Source organism: uncultured Helicobacter sp., from assembly GCF_937893305.1.
Classification (GTDB): domain Bacteria; phylum Campylobacterota; class Campylobacteria; order Campylobacterales; family Helicobacteraceae; genus Helicobacter_D.
In genome coordinates this window covers 1-21524 of record NZ_CALBGN010000001.1, presented here as the reverse complement: position 1 = coordinate 21524, position 21524 = coordinate 1, and the positions used below count along the sequence as shown (strand labels likewise).

Sequence of the window (21524 nt, the reverse complement as noted above, 5' to 3'; positions counted from 1 at the left end):
TTTATGCTTTTGCTTTTACCATTGCTTGCATAACCATAGGCTTCATCAAATACACTTTTACAAACCAATTCATCCAACTCTCTCTTGTCGCCCCAAAACAAGGCATACTAGGTGCAGCTCCTTCATAATCAAACTCAACCATAACTGCTTTTCCATAGCGTGTTAAAAGTGGGCAAGCTGTATAGCCGCTGAATTTTGCCTCTAGTAGCTTCCCTTCTAAATGCGAAACAATATTTGCAGCAATCACAGGATATTGCTTACGGATACTTGCTCCTGTTTTGCCTTTTGGGATTCCAGCACAATCACCAATTGCAAAAATATTTGCAAATTTTTTATGTTGTAGCGTGTATTGATCTACATCTACCCAATTTCCAGCAACATGTCCCTTAGTAATTGCAAGTCCTGCTTCTGTGATGAAATCTGCTGTTTTCATAGGTGGAATCACAAAAAGATAATCATAAGGTTTTTCAACGCGTTCTTTTGCAACCTTTTGCTCTCCATTTTCTGTATAAGGCATTAATTTTTCAAAAATTGCTACATTGCGTGCAGTATCCACTTCTACAAGCAAATGACGCACAGAATAAGGCATTTTGCGTTCTATGAAAAATTGTTCGATCATCTTAGCATGCACTGGACTTGATAACATTCCAGAGCCCCCTGTAAATAACACCATATCTACTTTTTGGCGTGTGCCTTTTGTAGTTGTCAAATCATCAAGCAAGAAATTGATTTTTTTGTTTGCACCACCACATTTAATCGGAGTATCTGGCTCTGCAAAAATAACTTTCCCGCCTTCTTTTGCGATTTTTTTGAACATTGCTTGCGCTTTTACTGCTCCATCTGCTGTATAAATGCTTGTAACATTTGTTGCAGGATCATTAATAAATTCTTCGCTTAAGCCTTTGTATTTTTCAAACATATTAAATGTTCCTGTTCCAATTACAAGATAATCATAATTATGTGTGGCTCCGCTTGTTGTTGTGAGTGTATTTGCATTAGGATTGACAGAAGCAACATTTTCTTTAATCCAATTCACTTTAGAATTAATTAAATCTTCTTTTTTGTATTCTGTGTCTTTTTTATTATAAATTCCACCAGCAATTAGTGTAAAACCGGGCTGATAGTATAAAATAGGATCTGCGTCAAAAAGCGTAATTTTAGCATTTGGTAACTCATCAACTAATTTTGCTGATAGTGAAATCCCGCCAAGACCAGCACCAATAATTGCAATATTTGGTGCTTTGTTTGATTTTGCTTGCGCTTGTGTTGGCAGAGTTAAACTAGCACTCCCTAATGCAACACCTCCAACACCCATTAACTTAAGTAAATCACGGCGATTTAACTTTTCTTTTTCCATAAGACTTTCTCCTTTCGTTCAAAAACGATAAGGATTATATCTCAATACCTTAAAAATATTTAAGTAACATTATCACGCTCATTATCCCAAGCAACAAAAACAAATCCACTCTAAATATTAAAAGTTACAATTCTATACATAACATTAATAAATAAAAATCAGCTTTGTTTAAAATTTCAAATTTATATAGTAATATTAAACTTAAAAATACCAAGGCTTCACAATGCAAACATTATTTTGCGCCGCACAAGTTGGGATTAATGCGCAAGAAGTAGAAGTAGAAGTAAGCTTCACGCGTGCTTTACCCTCCTTTTCTATCACAGGGCTTGCAGGCAATGCAATCCAAGAATCACGCCAAAGAGTGCAATCTTCTCTTTTAGCAAATGGCTTTAAATTTCCACCCCTTAAAATCACCGTAAATCTTTCTCCATCGGATTTACCAAAACAAGGCAGTTTTTATGATTTACCCATTGCTCTTTTAATTGCTTTACAAAACACACTAAATTTGGATTCCAACTTTAACACACAACAAAAGACCTTTGCCTTTGGTGAATTAGGGCTTGATGGGCGCGTTAAAGACACGCCTGCAATTTATCCACTTTTACTCTCTTTACTTAGCAAACAGCAAGATTCCATCTTTATTCTCCCAAAAAGTGCTAAAGAGTTTTACTCAAAAATTCCAAACCTAAAAGCTTATTATGTGGAATCTTTAAAGGAAGCCTTAGAAATTTTACAAAATCCGCCAGAGATAGAATCTTATGATTCCGTCTTACCCTTTGCTTCTCTTAACCTTGATGGCGAACACTATTATTATCCACAAAATTTTCCCTTAGATTTTTATGAAATCATCGGACAAGAAAGAGCAAAAAGAGCCGCACTCATTGCTGCTTGTGGATTCCATAATATTCTTTTTGAAGGGAGTGCAGGGAGTGGAAAAAGTATGATTGCCTCAAGGATTCCTTATATTTTACCTCCTTTAAATTTAAATGCAATCTTACAGCTTGCAACCACCACACTTGAGATCTCTCCTTATCGTCCTTTTAGAAATCCACACAATAGTGCAACAAAAGCGGCGATTTTAGGCAGTGCTGTTGGACAGAATATTAAAAGTGGTGAAATCGGACTTGCAAATTTGGGCGTTTTATTTTTTGATGAACTACCGCATTTTCCAAAAAGCATTTTAGAATCCTTACGCGAACCTTTGCAAAATCACAATTTTACAATTTCACGCTCTCAAGCCAAAATCACTTATCCTACGGATTTTATGTTTGTGGCAGCAATGAATCCTTGTCCTTGCGGGAATCTCCTAAGCATTAGCAAGGAATGCCGCTGCAACCAAAAAGAAATCAATGCTTACAAGGCTAAAATTTCAGAGCCTTTTTGGGATCGTTTGGATTTATTTGTTACAATGCAAGAAGATGCACATTTAACTGCTAAAGAAAACGCTCATCGCGTGAATTCTAAAACCTTACAACATCAAGTTTTAAATGCCTTTAAATTCCAAAAGCAGCGTAAGCAGAGTTGTTTTAATGCAAGATTGCAAGGTGCAGAATTTGAATCCATTTGCACACTGCATAAAACAGAGCAAGAAATTTTAAACAAAGCAATCCAAAAGTTTGGAATCTCAAAACGCGGAAGCGATAAGATTTTGCGCGTTGCAAGAAGCATTGCAGACTTAGAGACAAGCACACAGATTCAAAAAACGCATTTATTAGAAGCACTAAGTTTCCGCCGTATTTAAAAATTTTCTATGCAATTTTGTCTTATAATATGCGTTAAAAATTTAAGGTTTTTATTGAATTTATGCTTTCTAAATTAAAATTTATTCTCTCAAACCACGATCGGCGTTATATTTATGGACTTTTGCTTCTTTCTTTACTTGTCTCTTTAATAGAGTTAATAGGAATCTCCGCTATTGCACCTTTTATGGCTGTTGCAAGCGATTTTACATTGATTGAAAGCAAACCTTACTTCGCCTTCATTTATGATCTTTTTAGATTTCAAAATCCAAGAGATTTTGTGATTACTTTTGGTGTGGCTTTGCTTGTGTTTTATGTTTTTAGAAGTCTTGTTAATCTCATTTACCAGCATTTATTAGCCCGTTTTACTTTTGGGCGTTATTATTTGATTGTTGGACGACTTTTTAGAAATTATCTAGGATTAAATTATGAGGAATTTATCACAAAAAACACAAGTTATTTGACCAAAACAATCACCACAGAAGCACATAATTTCACAATTTTGCTAGCAGCGGCTTTGTTTATGACTTCAGAAGTTTTTGTGGTGCTATTAATTTATAGCACACTTTTATTTGTCAATTTTAAAATTACTCTTGGCTTAACGCTTATGCTAGCACTTTTTGGATTTTTAATGGCGCGCATTATCACCTTAAAAATCAAACGCCAAGGCAGAGAGAAAGAAGCACACCAAAAAGGTTTTTTTGAAACTCTTAGTTCAAGTTTTGGTAATTATAAAATCATTAAACTTCAAAGCGATGATAGTGCAATCATGCAAACCTTTTCAAGCTCTCTTTGGGGTTATTCTCTAGCAAATATCAAAAATCAAACTTTTTTTCATATCCCACGCCTTTTGTTAGAAGCCATTGGCTTTTGTATGATGATTGCTGTGGTGCTTTACTTGTTTATCAAAGATTCTAACAATGTTACAAGCTATCTCCCTTTACTTTCAATGTATGTTTTAGCACTCTATCGGCTATTGCCTTCTATCAATCGCATTTTAGATTCCTATAATAAAATCATTTTTAACTTCCGCTCTCTTGAGATTATCTATCAAGATTTAAATGCAAAAATCAAAGATTTAGGCAATGAAACGATAGATTTTAAGGATCAAATCACCCTACAAAAACTTCATTTTAGCTATCAAGATAAACCAATTTTAAAAGATATTAATCTTAGCATTAAAAGGGGTGAAAAAGTTGCTTTTATCGGAGAATCTGGAAGCGGCAAAAGCACGCTTGTTGATGTAATTATTGGCTTATTAACTCCAAAAGAAGGCAAAATCCTAGTTGATCACAAAGAAATTGATACAAACAATCTTAAATCTTGGCGTTCTAAGGTTGGCTATATCCCACAAAATGTCTATCTTTTTGCTGGGAATGTGGCAGAAAATGTTGCTTTTGGGCGTGATTTTAATGAAGAAAAAATCATTAGTGTTTTAAAGAGTGCAAATATTTATGATTTTTTAATGCAAAAAGAAGGACTTCAAACGCAAGTAGGTGATGGTGGGATTGCATTAAGTGGGGGGCAAAAACAACGCATAGCAATCGCTCGCGCACTTTATGGAGATCCTGAAATTTTAGTGCTTGATGAAGCTACAAGCGCGTTAGATTCTGAAGTAGAAGCAAAGATAATGGAAGAAATTTATAAAATTGCCGCACACAAAACATTATTAATTATTGCACATCGCTTAAGCACAATTGCAAATTGCGATTCCATCTACAAAATGCAAAATGGATCTTTAACTCCCATAACGCATAAGGATATTCTCTAATGCAAACAAATCTAACCCACCAAGAGCCACAAAATCCACTTTTTCCAAAAGTTAGCATTATTTTAACCACTTACAATCGCGAATATTTTTTCACAGAATCCATTGAAAGCCTACTAGAGCAAGATTATCCAAACTTAGAAATCATCATTAGTGATGATAGCTCTAGCGATAATACTTTTAATATCGCCTGTGAATACGCACAAGAAAATCCTCATATTAAAGTTGTGCAAAATGCTCATACAAAAGGTAGTGCAGGCAATCGTAACAATGGCTTAGATCACGCAAGTGGTGAATTAATAATGCTTTTAGATGATGATGACTTGCTCTTTAAAGAAGCAGTTTCTCAAATGATTAATGTTTATCTAAGTTTTGAACGACAATATGGGATTATCATTGCAAATTGCACAAGAAGTGATGATGGTTTCTTAAGTGGAAAGGGCGTGAGTGAATCTAGAGAAATTAGCTTTCAAGAAGTGCTTTGTGGCTGTTTAGATGGAGAATTTTTAACACTTTTTGAGCGTAAACTCTTAGGACAAAGACGCTTTAGTGAAAATTTACAGCGTGGAAATATGGGGCTTTTATGGCTAAAACTCCATAAAAATCGCCCCTGTTATTATTTACATAAACCTTTGAAATTTTATAGAATCCACGCAGAATCCCTAACACAAAACCTAAAATACCAACCCTTAGAAATGGTCAAAAACTATGAACAAGACATTTTGCTTTTTTATAGAGAACGCCTAAAATACTGCCCAGCTCATCTTGCAAAACTCTGTGCTACTGCCGCACTTCTTTATCGACAAGGTGGAGATAGAAAAAAAGCTTTTAAAAAAATCTTACAAAGCCTTGCAATCCGTCCAAATCTACTGGCCATTCAAGTGTTTTTTTGCCTGTTTTTACCAACTTCTTGCTTGCCTAGATTAAAAATCCGTCAAAGAGTTGAAAAGTAAGATGGAATCTGCAATAAAGCCTTTTAAAATCCTTCTTGCGATACGATCTCTTGATTTTGGTGGCGCAGAACGCCAATGGGTATTGTTTGCAAAAGAACTTGCTAAAAATAAATCCATTGACTTGCATCTTTGCACTATTTATGGCGGAGGCAAGTTAGAACCAGAAATCAAAGAGATCTCACACACTTGCTTAAACAAAAAAGGTCGGGGTGATTTTGGTTTTTTATTACGCTATTACAAACTCATAAAAACACTTAATCCAAACTGCATTTACGCCTTTATGCCAGAGATGAATCTCTTTAGTCTGCTTTGTGGGAAACTTCAAAAAAACAAGTGCAAAGTTGTTTTTGGATTCCGTTCTAGTGCGATTAATGTTAGCAAACTCCCCTTTGCTTCTAAACTTTATTTTTACGCACAAAAACTCTTAAGCACCTATGCAGATGCGATTATTTGCAATTCTAAAGATGCAATTAATTTTTACAAAAGTAAAGGCTATTTTATGAATAAAGCATTTGTGGTGCATAATGGCATTGATACAAAACGCTTTTGTCCAAAAGATTGTAGCGCACTTAAAAAAGAGCTTGGTATTGCGCAAGATTGCTTTATTTTTGGCATCTCTGCTAGAATGAATAAAGTCAAAGATTATCCGTTGTTTGCAAAAGTAGCAAAAGATTTTTTAGAAGGTGTTGAAGAAAAAAACAAAGTAGTTTTTATCTCTTTAGGCAAAACCGATCCAAAAATTTTAGAACATTGTCAAACAATCCTATCACCCTATACAATAGAATTTTTAGGTGCAAAAAACGCTGTGGAAGATTTTTATCCGCTTTTTGATTGTATTGTTTCTACTTCTTATACAGAAAGTTTTTCAAACTCTATTGCAGAAGCAATGGCTTGTGGCTGTGTGCCTATTGTTAGTGATGTAGGAGAGAGCAAAATTATCGCAAACTTCAAGCAAGACTCCTATCAATTTTCCTTTCACCCAAAAGATTCAAAAAATGCGCTAGAGTGCTTCAAGTCTCTTTATAAACTAAAAGATTCTACACATTTTGCAACTCTAAAACAACAAGCAAGGGAGCATATCATAAAAGAATTTAGCCCAGAACAAATGGTAGCAAAAACATTAGAAATCTTAAAAGGACTTTGATGAGACTTAATATTCTTTTATATTCTCTAGGCTCTGGTGGAGCAGAACGCATCACTTCCTTGTTATTAGAAGCCTTGCAAGAAGAATACGAACTCACACTCATCTTATTGGAAGATCTTTGCCATTACACAATCCCAAAAGGAATTCCAACAATAATTTTAGGCAACAACAACGCCAAAGAAAGCGGAATCCAAAAACTTATCAAAATCCCATTTCTAGCCTACAAATACAAAAAATTACTCAAAAATTGTGATGTTTCTCTATCTTTAATGACGCGTCCAAATTATATTAATATCCTAGCAGGATTTTTTTGTGGCAAAAAAAAGCCTAAAATCCTAATCTCAGAACGCAGCCACCCGAGCTTGCAATATGGCTATAACAACCTAAGCTCAAAAATCAATCGCTTTTTAATTAAAATGCTTTATAACAAGGCAGATAAAATCAGTGCAAACTCTCCACAAAACTTACAAGATTTAATCCAAAACTTTGGTGTAAATCCTAGAAAAACCACACTTTTGCTAAACTTCTTTAACCTTAAAAAAATCATCACCCAAAGCCAAGAAAACTCACCATTATCCCAACAAATTTTAGAGCAAAAAGCGCAGGGTAAATTCATCTTTGTAAGCATAGGGCGTTTAGATAGCGGCAAGAATCATCGCTTATTAATTGAATCTATGCAAGATTTTAAAGACAAAGCTGCACTTTTTATCATCGGATCTGGAGAGTTGCAATCCACCCTAAAAGCACAAATTACAGATCTTAACTTAGAATCTAGTGTGTTTTTACTAGGGCGCACCCCAAACCCTTATGCACCACTAAGCATTGCAGATTGCTTTTTGTTTGGTTCAAACCACGAAGGCTTCCCAAATGTCTTAGTAGAAGCTCTTACATTAAAAATCCCTATTATCTCCACAGATTGCGCCCCTAGAGAGATTTTAGAACCTAAGGGAGAGTTTTTGGATTCCAACTTAAAATGTGAGATTGCAAAAGGTGGAATCCTAATTCCGCTAAACTCCAAAAACGCAATGTGTTTTGCTATGGATTTTATACTGAAGAATCCAAACTTTTTTGATAAATCTACACTTTTTGCGCAAGCACAACTCTTTAGTCAAGAAAAACAAATTCCAAACTACAAAAAATGGATTTTAGAATCTTAAAAATTCTTTTTTGTTAGAATAAAAACAAATTGACACAAAGGTAGCATAATGCAAAATGTTTTAAGCAATTCTAAAAAAATCGCCATTTTAGGTTTATCCCCAGATCCACAAAAACCTAGCAACAAAGTTGCAAAATACTTGCAAGAAAAAGGCTATAGCATTATCCCCATCTATCCAAAAGGTGGTGAAATTTTAGGGGTTCAAGCCTACACAAGCTTACAAGATGCTTTTCAAGACCAAAAGGATATTGATCTTGTCAATGTGTTTAGAAAAAGTGAAGCACTCTTAGAAGTCGCACAAGAAATTTTAAATCTTCCCTATCTTCCAAAATGCGTATGGGTGCAACTAGGTTTAAGCAATAAGGACGCAAAAATCTTGCTAGAAAACGCAGGGATTACATATTTTGAAAATGCTTGCATTAAGATTGAACACCAAAGGATTTTTCAATGATTCCAATTTCTAAAATTATGGACGCTAAGGCGCGATTAAGTGGAATTATTCAGCACACAAAACTTGCCTTTGCCCCAAAACTTAGCCAAATTAGTGGCACAAAAGTTTATGTCAAACAAGAAAACCTCCAAAACACAGGATCTTTTAAACTTCGTGGCGCATTTAATAAGATTGCTTCTTTAACTGAAGAAGAGCGTGCCAAAGGCGTGATTGCAGCAAGTGCGGGCAATCACGCACAAGGCGTTGCATATAGTGCAAAACATTTTGGAATCAAAGGTGTGATTGTAATGCCTGAAGCCACTCCATTGCTTAAGGTAATGGGCGTCAAAGAGCTTGGTGCAGAAGCGATTTTAAAGGGAAACAATTATGATGAGGCTTATTCTTACGCATTAGAGTATTCCAAAAAACACGCTTTACAATTTATCCACCCTTTTGCTGATGATGCAGTCATCGCTGGACAAGGCACGGTTGCTTTAGAAATGATTGAAGATCAAAGCCATTTAACAACAATTGTTGTGCCAATAGGTGGCGGTGGATTAATCGCTGGCATTGCAGCAGCCTACAAGCAGATGCTACCAAATGTGCGTATCATTGGAGTTGTAGCAGAAGGTGCAGCAGGAATGTATCATTCTTTTTACAAAAAAGAAATTCAAACGACAACTTCTGTCCGCACAATTGCTGATGGTATTGCCGTAAGAGATGTTAATCCTATCAATTTCTCTTATATTTTAGAATCTGTTGATGAGATTGTAAAAGTTGATGATGAAGAAATTGCAAATGCAATTTTGTATCTTTTAGAAAATCAAAAACTTGTTGTAGAAGGTGCTGGAGCAAGCGTTGTAGCCGCTCTTTTACATAATAAATTTAACCCAAAAAACAACGAATCTTTAGGACTTGTTTTAAGTGGAGGAAACATTGATGTTACAATGCTTGGCAATATTATTGAAAAAGGCTTAGTGCGTTCTCATCGTAAAATGCGCTTTTGTGTAACATTAATTGATAAGCCCGGAAGCTTGCAAAAACTTAGCGATTTACTCTCTCAACTTGGAGCAAATATTGTTAAAATTGATTTTGATAGAACCTCAACTTCTTTTGGAGATGCAAATGTTACAGTAAGCCTTGAAACAAAAGGCAAAGAGCATCAAGAACAAATTAGAACACAACTTCAAGCAAATGGCTATGTGTTTATAGAGATTTAATAGGCAAAAATGGAATCGCAAATCCGCATTTATGCATGGCTTATGGCTCTAATTCTTGCAAGCTTGAGCGTGCTTGTCTGGTTTTTAAACACACTTAGTATTAGCTATGATGAAGCGCGTATTTTCTTTGAAACTAAAAGCTTTGCAAGCTTCATTAGCAATCTTAGTGTAAAGGTTTTTGGTCAAAATGATTTTGCATTGCGTTTGCCGTTTTTATTTCTACATCTTTGCAATACGCTTTTAATGTTTTATCTCTCCAAAGGATTTTTAAAACGCCAAAGTGATGCGATTTTTGCAACAATACTTTTTTGCCTACTACCGGGAGTTAATGCTGTTGCTCTGCTTGTTTCAAATGCAGGAATTGTGATATTTCTAACTCTTTTGCTTTGTATTATCAATCAAAAAACAAACAAGATTCCATATTTTTTTCTAATTCTCATCACTTTTGTTGATGCAAGCTTTGCGCTTCTTTTTTTAGCATTAATGTTTTATGCAATCTCCAAAAAAGACACCAAGCTGCTTTTTGTCTCCTTGCTGCTTTTTGCATTAAATATGTATTTGTATGGATTAGATATAGGAGGACGCCCAAAAGGCTATTTTCTAGATGCCAATGGACATTTAATGTTGATTTTCTCTCCACTTTTGTATTTATATTTTCTCTACACGCTCTATCGCTATTTTAATGCAAAAACAAAGCCATTAATGTGGTATATCACTTTTTGTGTATTATTATTTATTTGGCTTTTATCCTTGCGCCAACGCGTGCAAATTGAGCAGTTTGCTCCATTTTTATTGCTTGGGATCCCACTTATGAGCAGCCTTTATTTCTCTGGGCTTAGAGTGCGTCTGCCACAATTTCGCGCAAGATACAGAATCCCTTTTTTAGCAACCTTTATCGTGCTTTTAGCAAGCAGTGCAACACTCTTTTTATCTAAACCGCTTTTTGGATTAATTCCAAATGCAAATGAGCATTTTGCTTATCGCCACTTTATCGCAAAGGAACTTGCAAACACGCTGCATAAAAAAGGCATAAAATCTATAAAAACTGACGAAAGCTTACAGCTGCGTCTTCAATTTTATGGAATCCAAAAAGGTAACGCAACTCTCTATGACTCCCCAAAAAGTGGCGCAAAAAAGATTCCAATTCTTTACAACAACAAAATTATCACCACCTTTTATCTAAAATGACACGCCAAGCCTTCAGTCTTTTTGAGACGCTTTTAACCCTAGCAATTCTTAGTATTTTTGCTACTTTAGGGTATTTTTGGATTCCATCTTCTAAACTTCATCTTGCTCAAAATCAAATCATTTCCCACTTAAATTACACGCGTTATTTAAGTTTAAATAGCGCAAAGCACATCACTCAAAGTGCCTTTTGCCAAAGTGATCATTGCGCGCAAGAACGCACGCGCTGGAGTGAGAGTTTATGGAGAATGCAGTTTTCTCCATTAAAAGATATTGGCTATGCGTATTATATCTTTAGCGATTCTGCACGCTCTGTCCGCACTAAAAATTTTGATGATCGCCCACGCGATAAACAAGAAATTGCCAGAGATTTATTAGATAATAAATACTTAAATGTTTATAATAGCGATAATTCTAAATTCGCAAACCCTCTAAGAAGCGGAGATTTAGCTATCACACAACGCTATGGAATCCAAAATGTTAAATTTAGCGGTGGCTGTGGCGAAGATAATGAAGCTAGAATTTTGTTTGATCAACAAGGTTTTTTGCGTTGCAAAAAACCTTATGAAAAACCCACAATTCCAAATGGAATCTTATTTTTAGAACTCTTTAACAAAAGTGGAGAAAGTGTTAAAATCTGTATTTTACCAAGCGGTTTTATTCAAAAATGTTAATTCTTTAATATTTTTGTGTTACAATTAAGAATTTTTAAGGGTGCTACCATAAAAACAAAGCAGAATTTAGCAAAAAAGCATTTTGGACAAAACTTCTTAAGTGATGAAAATGTCTTAAATGCGATTATCCAATCCATTCCCAAAATGGAGCAAAACACGGAGCTTATAGAAATTGGGGCTGGCTTAGGTGATCTCACAAATAAGCTATTAAGCTTAGGGAATATCACTGCTTATGAAGTCGATAAGGAACTTGTTCCTTATTTGCAGGAGCGTTTTAAAGACGCATTAAAAAATGGGCGTTTAAGCCTTGAGATAGGAGATATCTTAGAGATTTGGCAAAAAGAGAGTTTGCGCAAGCAAAATTATTTTCTTGTATCAAACTTGCCTTATTACATTGCAACTTTACTTGTAATAAAAACCATCAAAGATCCGCTATCAAAAGGCTGTGTCGTGATGACACAAAAGGAAGTTGCGCAAAAGTTTTGCGCACAATGCGAAGAAAGTAACTTTAGCGCATTAAGTGTGCTAGCACAAAGCGTAGGCAAGGCAACACTGCTCTTTGATGTGCCACCTAGTGCCTTTGTGCCACCGCCTAAAGTTATCTCATCGGTGTTTTTGATTCAAAAAATGGCAAATCCACCAAATTTTAAGGACTTAGAACATTTAGAATCCTTACTTAAAGTTGCTTTTAATACACCTAGAAAAACGATTCTAAATAATCTAAGCAAAGCCTATCCAAAACAAACCATTTTGGACGCTTTAGAATCCTTAAAAATAGCCCCCAGCAAGCGACCTCACGAGATTGATACCCAAGACTATCACCGACTTTTGAAACTTTTATAAAAAGGCGGAACAATGGAAGAACAAACAAACCCAAACACTCAACCCAACAAAGAAAATCGCGAACCAAACAAGCGTCGTTTTAGACCACGCAAAGACAAGATGGAATCACAAAAAACAGATTTCACAAAAGAAGTACACGAACCTAACAAAAACGGACAAAAACCACAAAATCGCAATCGACACAATCCACGCTTTAAAAAAGATGCAAACAACACAAACGCGCGCGAAAATCGTCCAAAACAACATAATAAGAACTTTGCAAGTGCTGCAACACAAGCTTCAAACCTTGAACTTAGAAAAGCAGTAGAACTTAATGCAAAAATCCACGAAGATGCACTTACTCCGCATTCTAAAATTGAGTTTAACCCTAACGCAAAAGTGCGCATCACACCAATAGGTGGCTTAGGAGAAATTGGCGGAAATATGACTATCATTGAAACACAAAATTCCGCAATTATTATTGATGCAGGAATGAGCTTCCCAGATGAGAGTATGCACGGAGTGGATATTTTAGTGCCAGATTTTAGCTATCTTGAAGTCATTAAAGACAAAATTGCAGGCGTTATCATCACACACGCTCACGAAGATCACATCGGAGCAATGCCTTATTTATTTAAAAAATACCAATTTCCAATTTATGGCACAGCCTTGCCATTGGGACTTATAGGTTCTAAGTTTGATGAACACGGATTGAAAAAATTCCGCTCACTATTCCGCGCGGTAGAAAAGCGCAAACCCATTAGAATTGGAGAATTTGAGATTGAGTGGATTCATATCACACATTCCATTGTAGATTCTAGTGCTTTAGCAATCAAAACAGAAGCGGGATTAATTTTTCATACAGGAGATTTTAAGATTGACCACACGCCAATTGATGGCTACCCCACTGATTTAAATAGAATCGCACACTATGGAGAACAAGGAGTCTTATTGCTTCTTAGCGATTCTACAAACTCACACAAACCCGGCTACACCCCAAGCGAAGCAAGTGTTGGACCAGCTTTTGACTTGCTGTTTTCACGCGCAAAAGGGCGTGTGATTATGAGCACCTTCAGCTCTAATATTCACCGCGTTTATCAAGCAATCCAACACGGAATCAAATACAATCGCAAAGTTGCAGTTATTGGGCGTTCAATGGAAAAAAACCTAGAAATTGCAAGAACTTTAGGCTATATTGAACTCCCACAAAATATTTTTATTGAAGCACACGAAGTGGCAAAATATGGAGACGAAGAAGTGCTAATTGTTACCACAGGTTCACAAGGTGAGACAATGAGTGCGCTTTATCGTATGGCAACAGATGAGCATCGCCACATTAAGATTAAACCAAGTGATACAATTATCCTTTCTGCAAAGGCGATTCCGGGCAATGAGGGCTCTGTGTCTAATATTTTAAACTTCTTAAACAAAGCAGGGGCAAAAGTTTATTATCAAGACTTTAGCGAGATTCACACAAGCGGACACGCTGCACAAGAAGAGCAAAAACTAATGCTCCGCCTTGTAAAACCTAAATTTTTCTTGCCAGTTCATGGAGAATATAATCATATTTTAAAACACAAAGAAACAGCGGTTTCTTGTGGTGTAGATGAACGCAATATTTATCTTATGGAAGATGGCGATCAAATGGAGATTGCGCACAATTATTTGCGCAAAGTTAGAAGTGTAAAAACAGGCAAAACCTATATTGACAATCAAGTCAATACTACAATTTCTAATGATGTGATTTTAGAGAGACAAAATCTAGCAGAAAATGGGATCTTAATTGTTTCTGTGGATTTTAATAGAGAAAAAAATTCAGTCATTGGAAAACCGCGCATTCAAACAATGGGGATTATTGCAAACAAAGAAACACAAGCCTTCAACAAAGAGATTGAAGAGTTTTTCACTCTCTTTAGCAAAAATTGCAAAAAAGAACTTTACAATAGCCAAAAAGCAATGGAAAATGAGCTAAGAAACGCCTTAAGAAAATTGATGTTTAAAAAGACTAAAAAATATCCCACAATTATCCCTATGGTAACACTCATTTAGCCTATACTTTTAGGCTAGACGGAAAAGTCAAAAAATGATTACAAAAGACAATCTAAAAGAAGTGTTAGAGATTTTGGGATTTAAAAAGTTAGAATCTAAAAAGCTAGATTCTAAACATACAAATCTCTACACAAAGACTATAAACTCCTATGCTATGCAAGTAGATTTTAAAAATCAAAAGCTCATCTACCCACAAGGTATAAAAATCCACGATAGCACGACTTCAAATTTTTCTCACCCTGAAAATTTTGTCGTGTTTGAATGTGTGCATAGACTGCTAGAAAAAGGCTATAAAGCAGAGTCCTTGGAGCTAGAGAAAAAATGGAAAGTAGGCGGAGAGTTAAAGGGCGGCAAAGCTGATATTTTAGTGAATGATAGGCAAGATACCACCTATCTCATCATAGAGTGCAAAACTGCAGAGGATAAAAATAATAAAAGCGAATTTAGCAAAGAGTGGGAGAGAATGCAAAATGATGGCGGACAGCTTTTTAGCTATTTTCAGCAAGAAAGAGACGCGAAATTCCTATGCCTTTATACTAGTGATTTAGAAAAGCACGACACAGAATCTAAAGTCATAACATATCAAAACCACATTATCCAAGTCTTTGACAATGATGAATATTTGCAAGAAAACGAGCTAGAACACTCTTATAAAAAAGCGACTAATAACACCAAGCTTGTTTCCGTATGGAAAAAAAGCTATAAATCACATTTTTTCACGCAAGGCATTTTTGAAAAGCAAGCAAATGCTTACCAAATTTTAGAGCCAGCCCCTACTTTTTCTAATCTAAAAGAGCTAAAAGAAGAGGGTAAATACCACGAGTTTGCCAAGATTTTACGCAAACATAACATTTCAGGCAAGGAAAATGCCTTTGACAAGCTTGTAAATATCTTTCTATGCAAAATCTATGATGAAAGTTTTAATAAAAACAATCTCAAATTTGGCTATTTTGGCGTTATGGCAGATACTTATGCAAGTATGCAAGATAGGCTAATGCTCCTTTACAAAGAAGCAATGGAAGAATTTTTAGGCGAGGAAATTACCTTTGTCTCTAATGACAAAGTAGAAGAAGCCTTTGAAGATCTTAATCCAAAAGGACTTAAAGCAAAAATTAAAGGCTTTATTAAACAATTAAATTCTACTCTAACAACGACTTCGCCTTTTTAGAAGTGCATAATGAAGAGCTATTTGTAAAAAATGCAGAAGTTTTAAAAGAAATCATAGAGCTTTTTGCTCCCTACAAACTCACGCAAAATTCTACTAATCAATTCTTAGGCAATCTTTTTGAGCTTTTTTTACAAAAGGGTATGAAGCAAGATGAGGGGCAGTTTTTTACCCCTATCCAAATTTGTGAATTTATTATGTATTCCCTGCCGCTAGATTCTATGCTAAAGAATTCTAAACCCTTAAAAGTGCTTGACTTTGCTTGTGGGGCGGGGCATTTTCTAAATACCTATGCAAACGAGCTTAAACGCTATATTTCAAAGGATTTAAAAGAGCATTACAAAAATATCTATGGCATTGAAAAAGAATATCGCTTAAGCAAGGTTGCAAAAGTCTCAAGTGCGATGTATGGACAAAATGAAATCAATATCCTTTATGCTGACGCCCTTGCTACACACGAACTAGAAAATCCTAAAACAAAAAAAGGAAACAAGCAAAAGCCACAAATACAAAATCAAAGCTTTGACCTACTTATCGCTAATCCTCCTTACTCTGTCAAGGGCTTTTTAGAGACCTTAAGCGATAAATCTAAAAGACCTACACGCTTTTTAATAACGCGATAAATATAGAGACAAATAATGCCATTGAGTGCTTTTTCATAGAAAGAGCAAATCAGCTTTTAAGAGATAATGCCAAAGCTGCCATTATCCTGCCAAGCTCTATTTTAAACAAAGAAGGTATTTATAAAAGCACACGCGAGATTTTATTGCAAAATTTTGATCTTATAGCCATTGTAGAGTTAGGTAGTGGGACCTTTGGAGCCACAGGCACAAATACTATCATTTTATTTTTACGCAAAAAGTCAAATTACAACGCAACGACTCCAAAATATTATGACGATATGGAAAGCTACATAGAAAGCGGGAATTTGTTACACAATGAGTTTTATAAAAACCACACAAAAGCCTATGAAACTTATTGTGATTTTAGAGGCTTTGAAAAAGGGGCATATGAGAGCTTTTTAAATGGAAATTTAGATTCCAAACTTCTAGCCCTAGATGCCTTTAAAGATTACCACACTGCTTTTATCCAAACAAGCGATTATAAAAAGCTTTTAAATTCTAAAGCTTACAAAGATTCTAAAGACAAAGAAGCATTAGAACACAACGCCTTTTTAGCCTACGCAAGAGAGATAGAAAAAGAGAAATTGCTCTATTTTTGCCTAAGTCTAAATCAAGCCCCACTCATCATCAAAGCCCCAAATGACAACAAAGAGCAGAAAAAATTCTTAGGCTATGAATGGAGCAATAAAAAGGGCAATGAGGGTATAAAAGAGCTACACAGCCCCTACCTAAGCCCACTTTTTGAAAGAGATAATCCACACAATGAAAACAAACTAGCCTACCTTATCTGCCAAGCATTTTTAAAAACAACAGCCCCTATCCCACAAGACTTAGCCACCTATGCCTTTAAAGCACGCCTTATAGATATGCTGGATTTTAGCAAAGTGGAGTTTAATAAGGCGATAAGTTTAAATCCGCTTACAAATCGGCAGAAAATTGCTTCAAAGTTTCCTTTAGTAAAACTTCAAGAATGTGGAAATTTTTTTATGGGAGGCACACCATCAAGAAAAATTTCTTCCTATTGGAATGGCAATATCAAGTGGCTTACCATAGGAGACTATCAAAACCATCAAATCATTATGGATACACAAGAAAAAATCACAGAGCAAGGATTTAAAGAATCTAATGCTAAGATGATTCCAAAAGGTGCGGTCGTTGTTTCTATCTATGCGACTATTGGCAGGGTAGGGATTTTGGGTGAAGATATGACAACAAACCAAGCCATAGTTTCTATTGTGCCAAATAATGAATTTACCAATAAATATCTTATGTATGTTATCGATTATTTTAAATTTCAGCTTTTTGATGAAGTTATCACTACCTCTCAAAAAAATGTAAATTTAAATATTTTACAAAATATGAAAATCCCAAAGCCAGATATAGCTATTCAAAAACAAATTGTAGAAGAGTGTGAAAAGATAGAAGAGCAGTATAAAACCATAAGAATGAGTATAGAAAAATACCAAGAGTTAATCAAAGCGGTTTTAATCAAGGCTGGAATTATTACAGAATCTAATAATGATGAATTTATCGGGGGGGGGGGCGAAACTAGCCGCCTAGATTCTCTTATTGCCTCCTTGCTAGATTCTATCAAAGAGTTAGAATCTAAACTAGATTACGAGCTTTTATTTTCTTGTCATTCTGAGGGAGCGACAGCGACCGAAGAATCTTTAAACGCCAACAATAAAGATATTTCGCTATCGCTCAATATGACAAAGGGGAGAGGTGCTATGCCAAACACAAACGACTTAAAAGCCCTTTTAGATTCTATCCCCACCCCTCCACCACAAGGCTGGGATACAATCAAGCTTAATAATAAAAAATACCTTACCCTTAATCCAAGTAAAAAAGAAATTGCAAATATTGATGAAAATACCATTATTTCTTTTGTGGAAATGGCAAGTGTGGCAGATAAAGGTTATATCCAAAATAAAGTTAATAAGTCACTAAAAGAGCTTAGAAGGGGGAGCTATACCTATTTTGCGGAAAATGATATTTTGATAGCTAAAATCACGCCTTGTATGGAAAATGGAAAATGTGCCATTGCAAAAAATCTTACAAATGGTTTGGGTATGGGAAGTAGCGAATTTCATATTTTTAGGACGCACAAGGGACTAAACCATAAATTTTTATTTACTTGTCTTAATCAAGATTCCATAAGGCAAGAAGCAGTGAAAAATATGACAGGTTCAAGCGGACACAAAAGAGTGCCAATAAGTTTTTATGAATCTTTGACAATCCCCCTTCCACCCCTAGAAGCACAAGAAAAAATCATCAATGCCATTGAAAGCGTAGAATCTCAAATCGCACATATAGATTCCAAGCTTGAAACTCTCGAAAAAAGAAAGGCAGAGATTTTAAACAATGCCCTAAATAACGACAACGAGAGAGAGAACAGGCAGAGCTTAAAGAAATCTTAAGCAAGATAGAATCTCTGCTTTCACAAAGAGCAATCTTGCAACGCTTCATTACACAAATCTTACAAAAAGCAGGACTTACTCAAAGCCTAGAAACCTTATTAGATTCTATCCCCACCCCTCCACCACAAGGCTGGGAAAGAATAAAATTAGGACAAGTTGCGAGTGTTCAAAGCGGAGGCACGCCTAGCCGAGAAGTTGCAGAATATTGGAATGGCGATGTAAATTGGATTAAATCAGAAGTATGTCAAAATTGTTATGTGTATGAAAGTCAAGTTAAAGAAAAAATTACAGAATTAGGGCTTAAAAAATCATCAGCAAAAATATTTAAAAAAGATTCTGTCTTAATCGCATTAGTAGGTGCTACTATCGGTAAAGTTGGGTATTTAACTTTTGATTCCACAACAAACCAAAATATAGCTGGAATTTATCCATTAAATCGTGAAAATTTGCATACAAAATTTTTGTATTTTGCGTGTTTGGGGCTGTATCGCTTTTTTGTAGAAAAAGGTGGTTTCACTATGGCAAACTTAACATTTATAAAAAATCTCAAAATCCCCATCCCACCCATTGAAGCACAAGAAAAAATAATCAATGCCATTGAAAATATAGAATCTAAAATAAGCCTTTTAGAGTCCAACCTATCTCTTTTAGAAACTATAAAAATAAAAGTCTTGCAAAGCTATTTACAATCTTAATTCCATATGTAGGTGAAATCCAATTTAGATTCCACCTACCAAACCAACACTTCTTTTTTGATTTTATTAAGCGTATCAATCGCATCTTTTAAGCGCGAAACTTCATTATCAATTTGCTGAAGATTCCACGCACCAAGCCCTTCTGGAATATCTTGTGTGCCACGCTTTATCATAATATAATCCACAAAAGAGATCTTTGCCATTCCCAAAAGCAACTGAATCTCTGCTTGTGCCTCTTCAATTTCGCGCAAAATTCCATCAATGCGTTCAAACATTACTAGATCCTTCCAAGTCATTTTAAATGCATATTCTAGCATTTTTTACATCTTTTCACACCTTAAAAGTTTCGCAATATCAAATCCAAAGTATCCACTAAGGAAAAATGCAATATAATCGCTAATCTTACATTTTACTTAAACAAGGTGTTTGCTATGGCATTAAAAGTATTTTACGATAAAGATTGCGATTTAGGACTTATTAAAAGCAAAAAGGTTGCCATCATCGGCTTTGGCTCTCAAGGACACGCCCACGCAGAAAACTTACGCGACTCTGGCGTAGAAGTTGTCATTGGACTCTATAAAGGCGGTAAAAGCTGGAACAAGGCAGAAGCTAAAAATTTCAAAGTTTTAGAAGTGGGCGAAGCAACAAAATGGGCAGATTTAATTATGATTTTAATCCCTGATGAACTCCAAGCTGATGTGTTTGAGCGCGATATTGCGCCACATTTAAGCGAAGATAAAATCATCGCCTTTGGACACGGCTTCAATATTCACTTTGGACAAATTGTAGCTCCAAAGGGTGTGGGCGTAATTATGGTTGCACCAAAAGCTCCCGGACACACAGTTAGAAGTGAGTTTGTGCGTGGAGGTGGAATCCCAGATTTAATCGCAGTAGAACAAGACACAAGCAAAGGCGATGCTAGAGCCATTGCACTAAGCTATGCAAGTGCCATTGGTGGCGGACGTAGTGGGATTATAGAAACAACTTTTAAAGACGAAACAGAAACAGATCTCTTTGGCGAACAAGCAGTTCTTTGTGGTGGAGTTAGCAGTCTTGTAAAAGCCGGATTTGAAACACTTGTAGAAGCTGGATACCCTGAAGAAATGGCGTATTTTGAATGCCTACACGAACTTAAACTTATTGTGGATTTAATGTATCAAGGCGGACTTGCAGATATGCGCTATTCTATCTCAAATACCGCAGAGTATGGAGATATGGTAAGCGGTCCGCGCGTCATTAATGCGGAATCCAAAAAGGCAATGCAAGAAATTCTAAAAGACATTCAAGAAGGACGTTTTGCCAAAGACTTTATCTTGGAGCGAAAAGCCGGCTATGCAAGAATGAGTGCAGAGCGCAAAAATCTAGCAAATCACCCTATTGAAAAAGTTGGAGAACGCCTAAGGGCAATGATGCCTTGGATTGGTGCTGGAAAATTAGTCGATAAAAACAAAAACTAAATCAATCTATGAAACACAAAATAGCCCAACTAGAGCGCGTTGCACTTGTTTGCAAAGAAGCACTTAAAAGCAAACAAAGAATCTTTGTTGCTCTTAGTGGGTTGCCAGGAAGTGGAAAAAGCACTCTTGGAAAGTATATTCGCAAAAATGGCTTAAAATATACAGGGGGGGGGGCGAAATTCTCTCCATACGAAATAGCTGTTATTGATGATAATGTAATGAGCTTAAATTTATTTATAATCCGCCCCAAAATAAAATCTATACCAAAAAACACAGGACAACGCGATAATTTAAAGCCTTTTTTAAGATTTTTGCCACCTTATGTGAAAATTATATTCTGCTTGGGAACTAGCATTCAACGCCTTGATCAAGCAGATGTTTTTCTCTACATAGAAACAAAAGAAGAAATCCGTAAATCTCGTCTATTAAGAAGAGAAAAAGATCGCAACAATGCCCTAAATCTATACACAGCATCTTCTGTTGCAATTCTCCCCTATCAATACAAAATCATCAAATAATCTGCACAATTAAATTGGTCTAAAGATTTTATAGCTTTCTTAAGTTAACAACACAAAACCAAAAAGATTATTTTTAAAAAACAAAGTCAAAGAAGTGGCGGAGCGGACGGGGCTCGAACCCGCGACCCCCTGCGTGACAGGCAGGTATT

General features: G+C 35.7%; 16 protein-coding genes and 1 pseudogene. 15 read left to right on the top strand and 2 right to left on the bottom strand.

Annotation, left to right across the window (positions count from 1 at the left end):
* Position 1 precedes the first annotated feature (1 nt).
* Positions 2 to 1357 carry an FAD/NAD(P)-binding oxidoreductase gene (locus Q0358_RS00085; protein ID WP_299545746.1) on the bottom strand — a complete coding sequence of 452 codons (1356 nt, stop codon included), beginning with the start codon at positions 1355 to 1357 and terminating at the stop codon, positions 2 to 4.
* A 223-nt stretch (positions 1358 to 1580) separates the two neighbouring features.
* Here Q0358_RS00085 and Q0358_RS00080 point away from each other — a divergent pair, with 223 nt between their 5' ends.
* From Q0358_RS00080 to Q0358_RS00020, 13 genes and pseudogenes are all read left to right on the top strand, one after another.
* Positions 1581 to 3098 (top strand): YifB family Mg chelatase-like AAA ATPase, encoded by a 1518-nt coding sequence (locus tag Q0358_RS00080; RefSeq protein WP_299545745.1) that lies wholly within the window; start codon positions 1581 to 1583, stop codon positions 3096 to 3098.
* A gap of 62 nt (positions 3099 to 3160) precedes the next feature.
* Positions 3161 to 4867 (top strand): ABC transporter ATP-binding protein, encoded by a 1707-nt coding sequence (locus Q0358_RS00075; RefSeq protein WP_299545744.1) that lies wholly within the window; start codon positions 3161 to 3163, stop codon positions 4865 to 4867.
* The gene (locus tag Q0358_RS00070; protein ID WP_299545743.1) at positions 4867 to 5817 is read left to right on the top strand and encodes a glycosyltransferase family 2 protein; all 951 of its coding nucleotides are present in this window, start codon (positions 4867 to 4869) and stop codon (positions 5815 to 5817) included. Before Q0358_RS00075 ends, Q0358_RS00070 begins: the two co-directional genes overlap by 1 nt.
* Position 5818: 1 nt before the next feature.
* Positions 5819 to 6961, top strand: a complete 1143-nt coding sequence (locus Q0358_RS00065) for a glycosyltransferase (protein WP_299545742.1) — start codon at positions 5819 to 5821, stop codon at positions 6959 to 6961.
* Positions 6961 to 8118, top strand: a complete 1158-nt coding sequence (locus Q0358_RS00060) for a glycosyltransferase (protein WP_299545741.1) — start codon at positions 6961 to 6963, stop codon at positions 8116 to 8118. The genes Q0358_RS00065 and Q0358_RS00060 overlap by 1 nt, the downstream gene beginning before the upstream one ends.
* Before the next feature lie 48 nt (positions 8119 to 8166).
* Complete coding sequence (locus Q0358_RS00055; RefSeq protein WP_299545740.1) at positions 8167 to 8568, top strand: CoA-binding protein; 402 nt, start codon at positions 8167 to 8169, stop codon at positions 8566 to 8568.
* Positions 8565 to 9767 carry a threonine ammonia-lyase gene (gene ilvA / locus Q0358_RS00050; protein ID WP_299545739.1) on the top strand — a complete coding sequence of 401 codons (1203 nt, stop codon included), beginning with the start codon at positions 8565 to 8567 and terminating at the stop codon, positions 9765 to 9767. The genes Q0358_RS00055 and ilvA overlap by 4 nt, the downstream gene beginning before the upstream one ends.
* A 9-nt stretch (positions 9768 to 9776) precedes the next feature.
* Complete coding sequence (locus Q0358_RS00045) at positions 9777 to 10955, top strand: hypothetical protein (RefSeq protein WP_299545738.1); 1179 nt, start codon at positions 9777 to 9779, stop codon at positions 10953 to 10955.
* Entirely contained in the window at positions 10952 to 11626 is a 675-nt protein-coding gene (locus tag Q0358_RS00040) for a prepilin-type N-terminal cleavage/methylation domain-containing protein (protein ID WP_299545737.1), read from the top strand. The genes Q0358_RS00045 and Q0358_RS00040 overlap by 4 nt, the downstream gene beginning before the upstream one ends.
* Positions 11627 to 11641: 15 nt before the next feature.
* A complete protein-coding gene (rsmA, locus tag Q0358_RS00035) occupies positions 11642 to 12469 on the top strand; it encodes a 16S rRNA (adenine(1518)-N(6)/adenine(1519)-N(6))-dimethyltransferase RsmA (protein ID WP_299545736.1) in 828 nt (275 codons plus the stop codon).
* Between the two features lie 12 nt (positions 12470 to 12481).
* Positions 12482 to 14497, top strand: coding sequence for a ribonuclease J (locus Q0358_RS00030; RefSeq protein ID WP_299545735.1), 2016 nt, complete (start codon positions 12482 to 12484; stop codon positions 14495 to 14497).
* A 34-nt stretch (positions 14498 to 14531) separates the two neighbouring features.
* Positions 14532 to 18705, top strand: a pseudogene (locus Q0358_RS00025) (N-6 DNA methylase).
* Between the two features lie 35 nt (positions 18706 to 18740).
* A complete protein-coding gene (locus tag Q0358_RS00020; RefSeq protein WP_299545734.1) occupies positions 18741 to 19400 on the top strand; it encodes a restriction endonuclease subunit S in 660 nt (219 codons plus the stop codon).
* A 35-nt stretch (positions 19401 to 19435) separates the two neighbouring features.
* On the opposite strand, the gene Q0358_RS00015 is transcribed toward Q0358_RS00020, so the two are convergent.
* Positions 19436 to 19675: a DUF2443 domain-containing protein gene (locus tag Q0358_RS00015; protein ID WP_299545733.1), complete on the bottom strand. Its 240-nt coding sequence runs from the start codon at positions 19673 to 19675 to the stop codon at positions 19436 to 19438.
* Positions 19676 to 19831: 156 nt separating this feature from the next.
* Between Q0358_RS00015 and ilvC the strand changes: the two genes are divergently transcribed.
* Entirely contained in the window at positions 19832 to 20857 is a 1026-nt protein-coding gene (ilvC, locus tag Q0358_RS00010; protein WP_299545732.1) for a ketol-acid reductoisomerase, read from the top strand.
* An 8-nt stretch (positions 20858 to 20865) separates the two neighbouring features.
* Positions 20866 to 21375 carry a hypothetical protein gene (locus Q0358_RS00005; protein ID WP_299545731.1) on the top strand — a complete coding sequence of 170 codons (510 nt, stop codon included), beginning with the start codon at positions 20866 to 20868 and terminating at the stop codon, positions 21373 to 21375.
* Positions 21376 to 21524: the final 149 nt, after the last annotated feature.

Bases quoted from the DNA above. Each gene is read 5' to 3' on its own strand.
- Q0358_RS00085 (WP_299545746.1), bottom strand. From the start codon at position 1,357: ATGGAAAAAGAAAAGTTAAATCGCCGTGATTTACTTAAGTTAATGGGT.
- Q0358_RS00080 (WP_299545745.1), top strand. From the start codon at position 1,581: ATGCAAACATTATTTTGCGCCGCACAAGTTGGGATTAATGCGCAAGAA.
- Q0358_RS00075 (WP_299545744.1), top strand. From the start codon at position 3,161: ATGCTTTCTAAATTAAAATTTATTCTCTCAAACCACGATCGGCGTTAT.
- Q0358_RS00070 (WP_299545743.1), top strand. From the start codon at position 4,867: ATGCAAACAAATCTAACCCACCAAGAGCCACAAAATCCACTTTTTCCA.
- Q0358_RS00065 (WP_299545742.1), top strand. From the start codon at position 5,819: ATGGAATCTGCAATAAAGCCTTTTAAAATCCTTCTTGCGATACGATCT.
- Q0358_RS00060 (WP_299545741.1), top strand. From the start codon at position 6,961: ATGAGACTTAATATTCTTTTATATTCTCTAGGCTCTGGTGGAGCAGAA.
- Q0358_RS00055 (WP_299545740.1), top strand. From the start codon at position 8,167: ATGCAAAATGTTTTAAGCAATTCTAAAAAAATCGCCATTTTAGGTTTA.
- ilvA (WP_299545739.1), top strand. From the start codon at position 8,565: ATGATTCCAATTTCTAAAATTATGGACGCTAAGGCGCGATTAAGTGGA.
- Q0358_RS00045 (WP_299545738.1), top strand. From the start codon at position 9,777: ATGGAATCGCAAATCCGCATTTATGCATGGCTTATGGCTCTAATTCTT.
- Q0358_RS00040 (WP_299545737.1), top strand. From the start codon at position 10,952: ATGACACGCCAAGCCTTCAGTCTTTTTGAGACGCTTTTAACCCTAGCA.
- Q0358_RS00030 (WP_299545735.1), top strand. From the start codon at position 12,482: ATGGAAGAACAAACAAACCCAAACACTCAACCCAACAAAGAAAATCGC.
- Q0358_RS00015 (WP_299545733.1), bottom strand. From the start codon at position 19,675: ATGTTTGAACGCATTGATGGAATTTTGCGCGAAATTGAAGAGGCACAA.
- ilvC (WP_299545732.1), top strand. From the start codon at position 19,832: ATGGCATTAAAAGTATTTTACGATAAAGATTGCGATTTAGGACTTATT.
- Q0358_RS00005 (WP_299545731.1), top strand. From the start codon at position 20,866: ATGAAACACAAAATAGCCCAACTAGAGCGCGTTGCACTTGTTTGCAAA.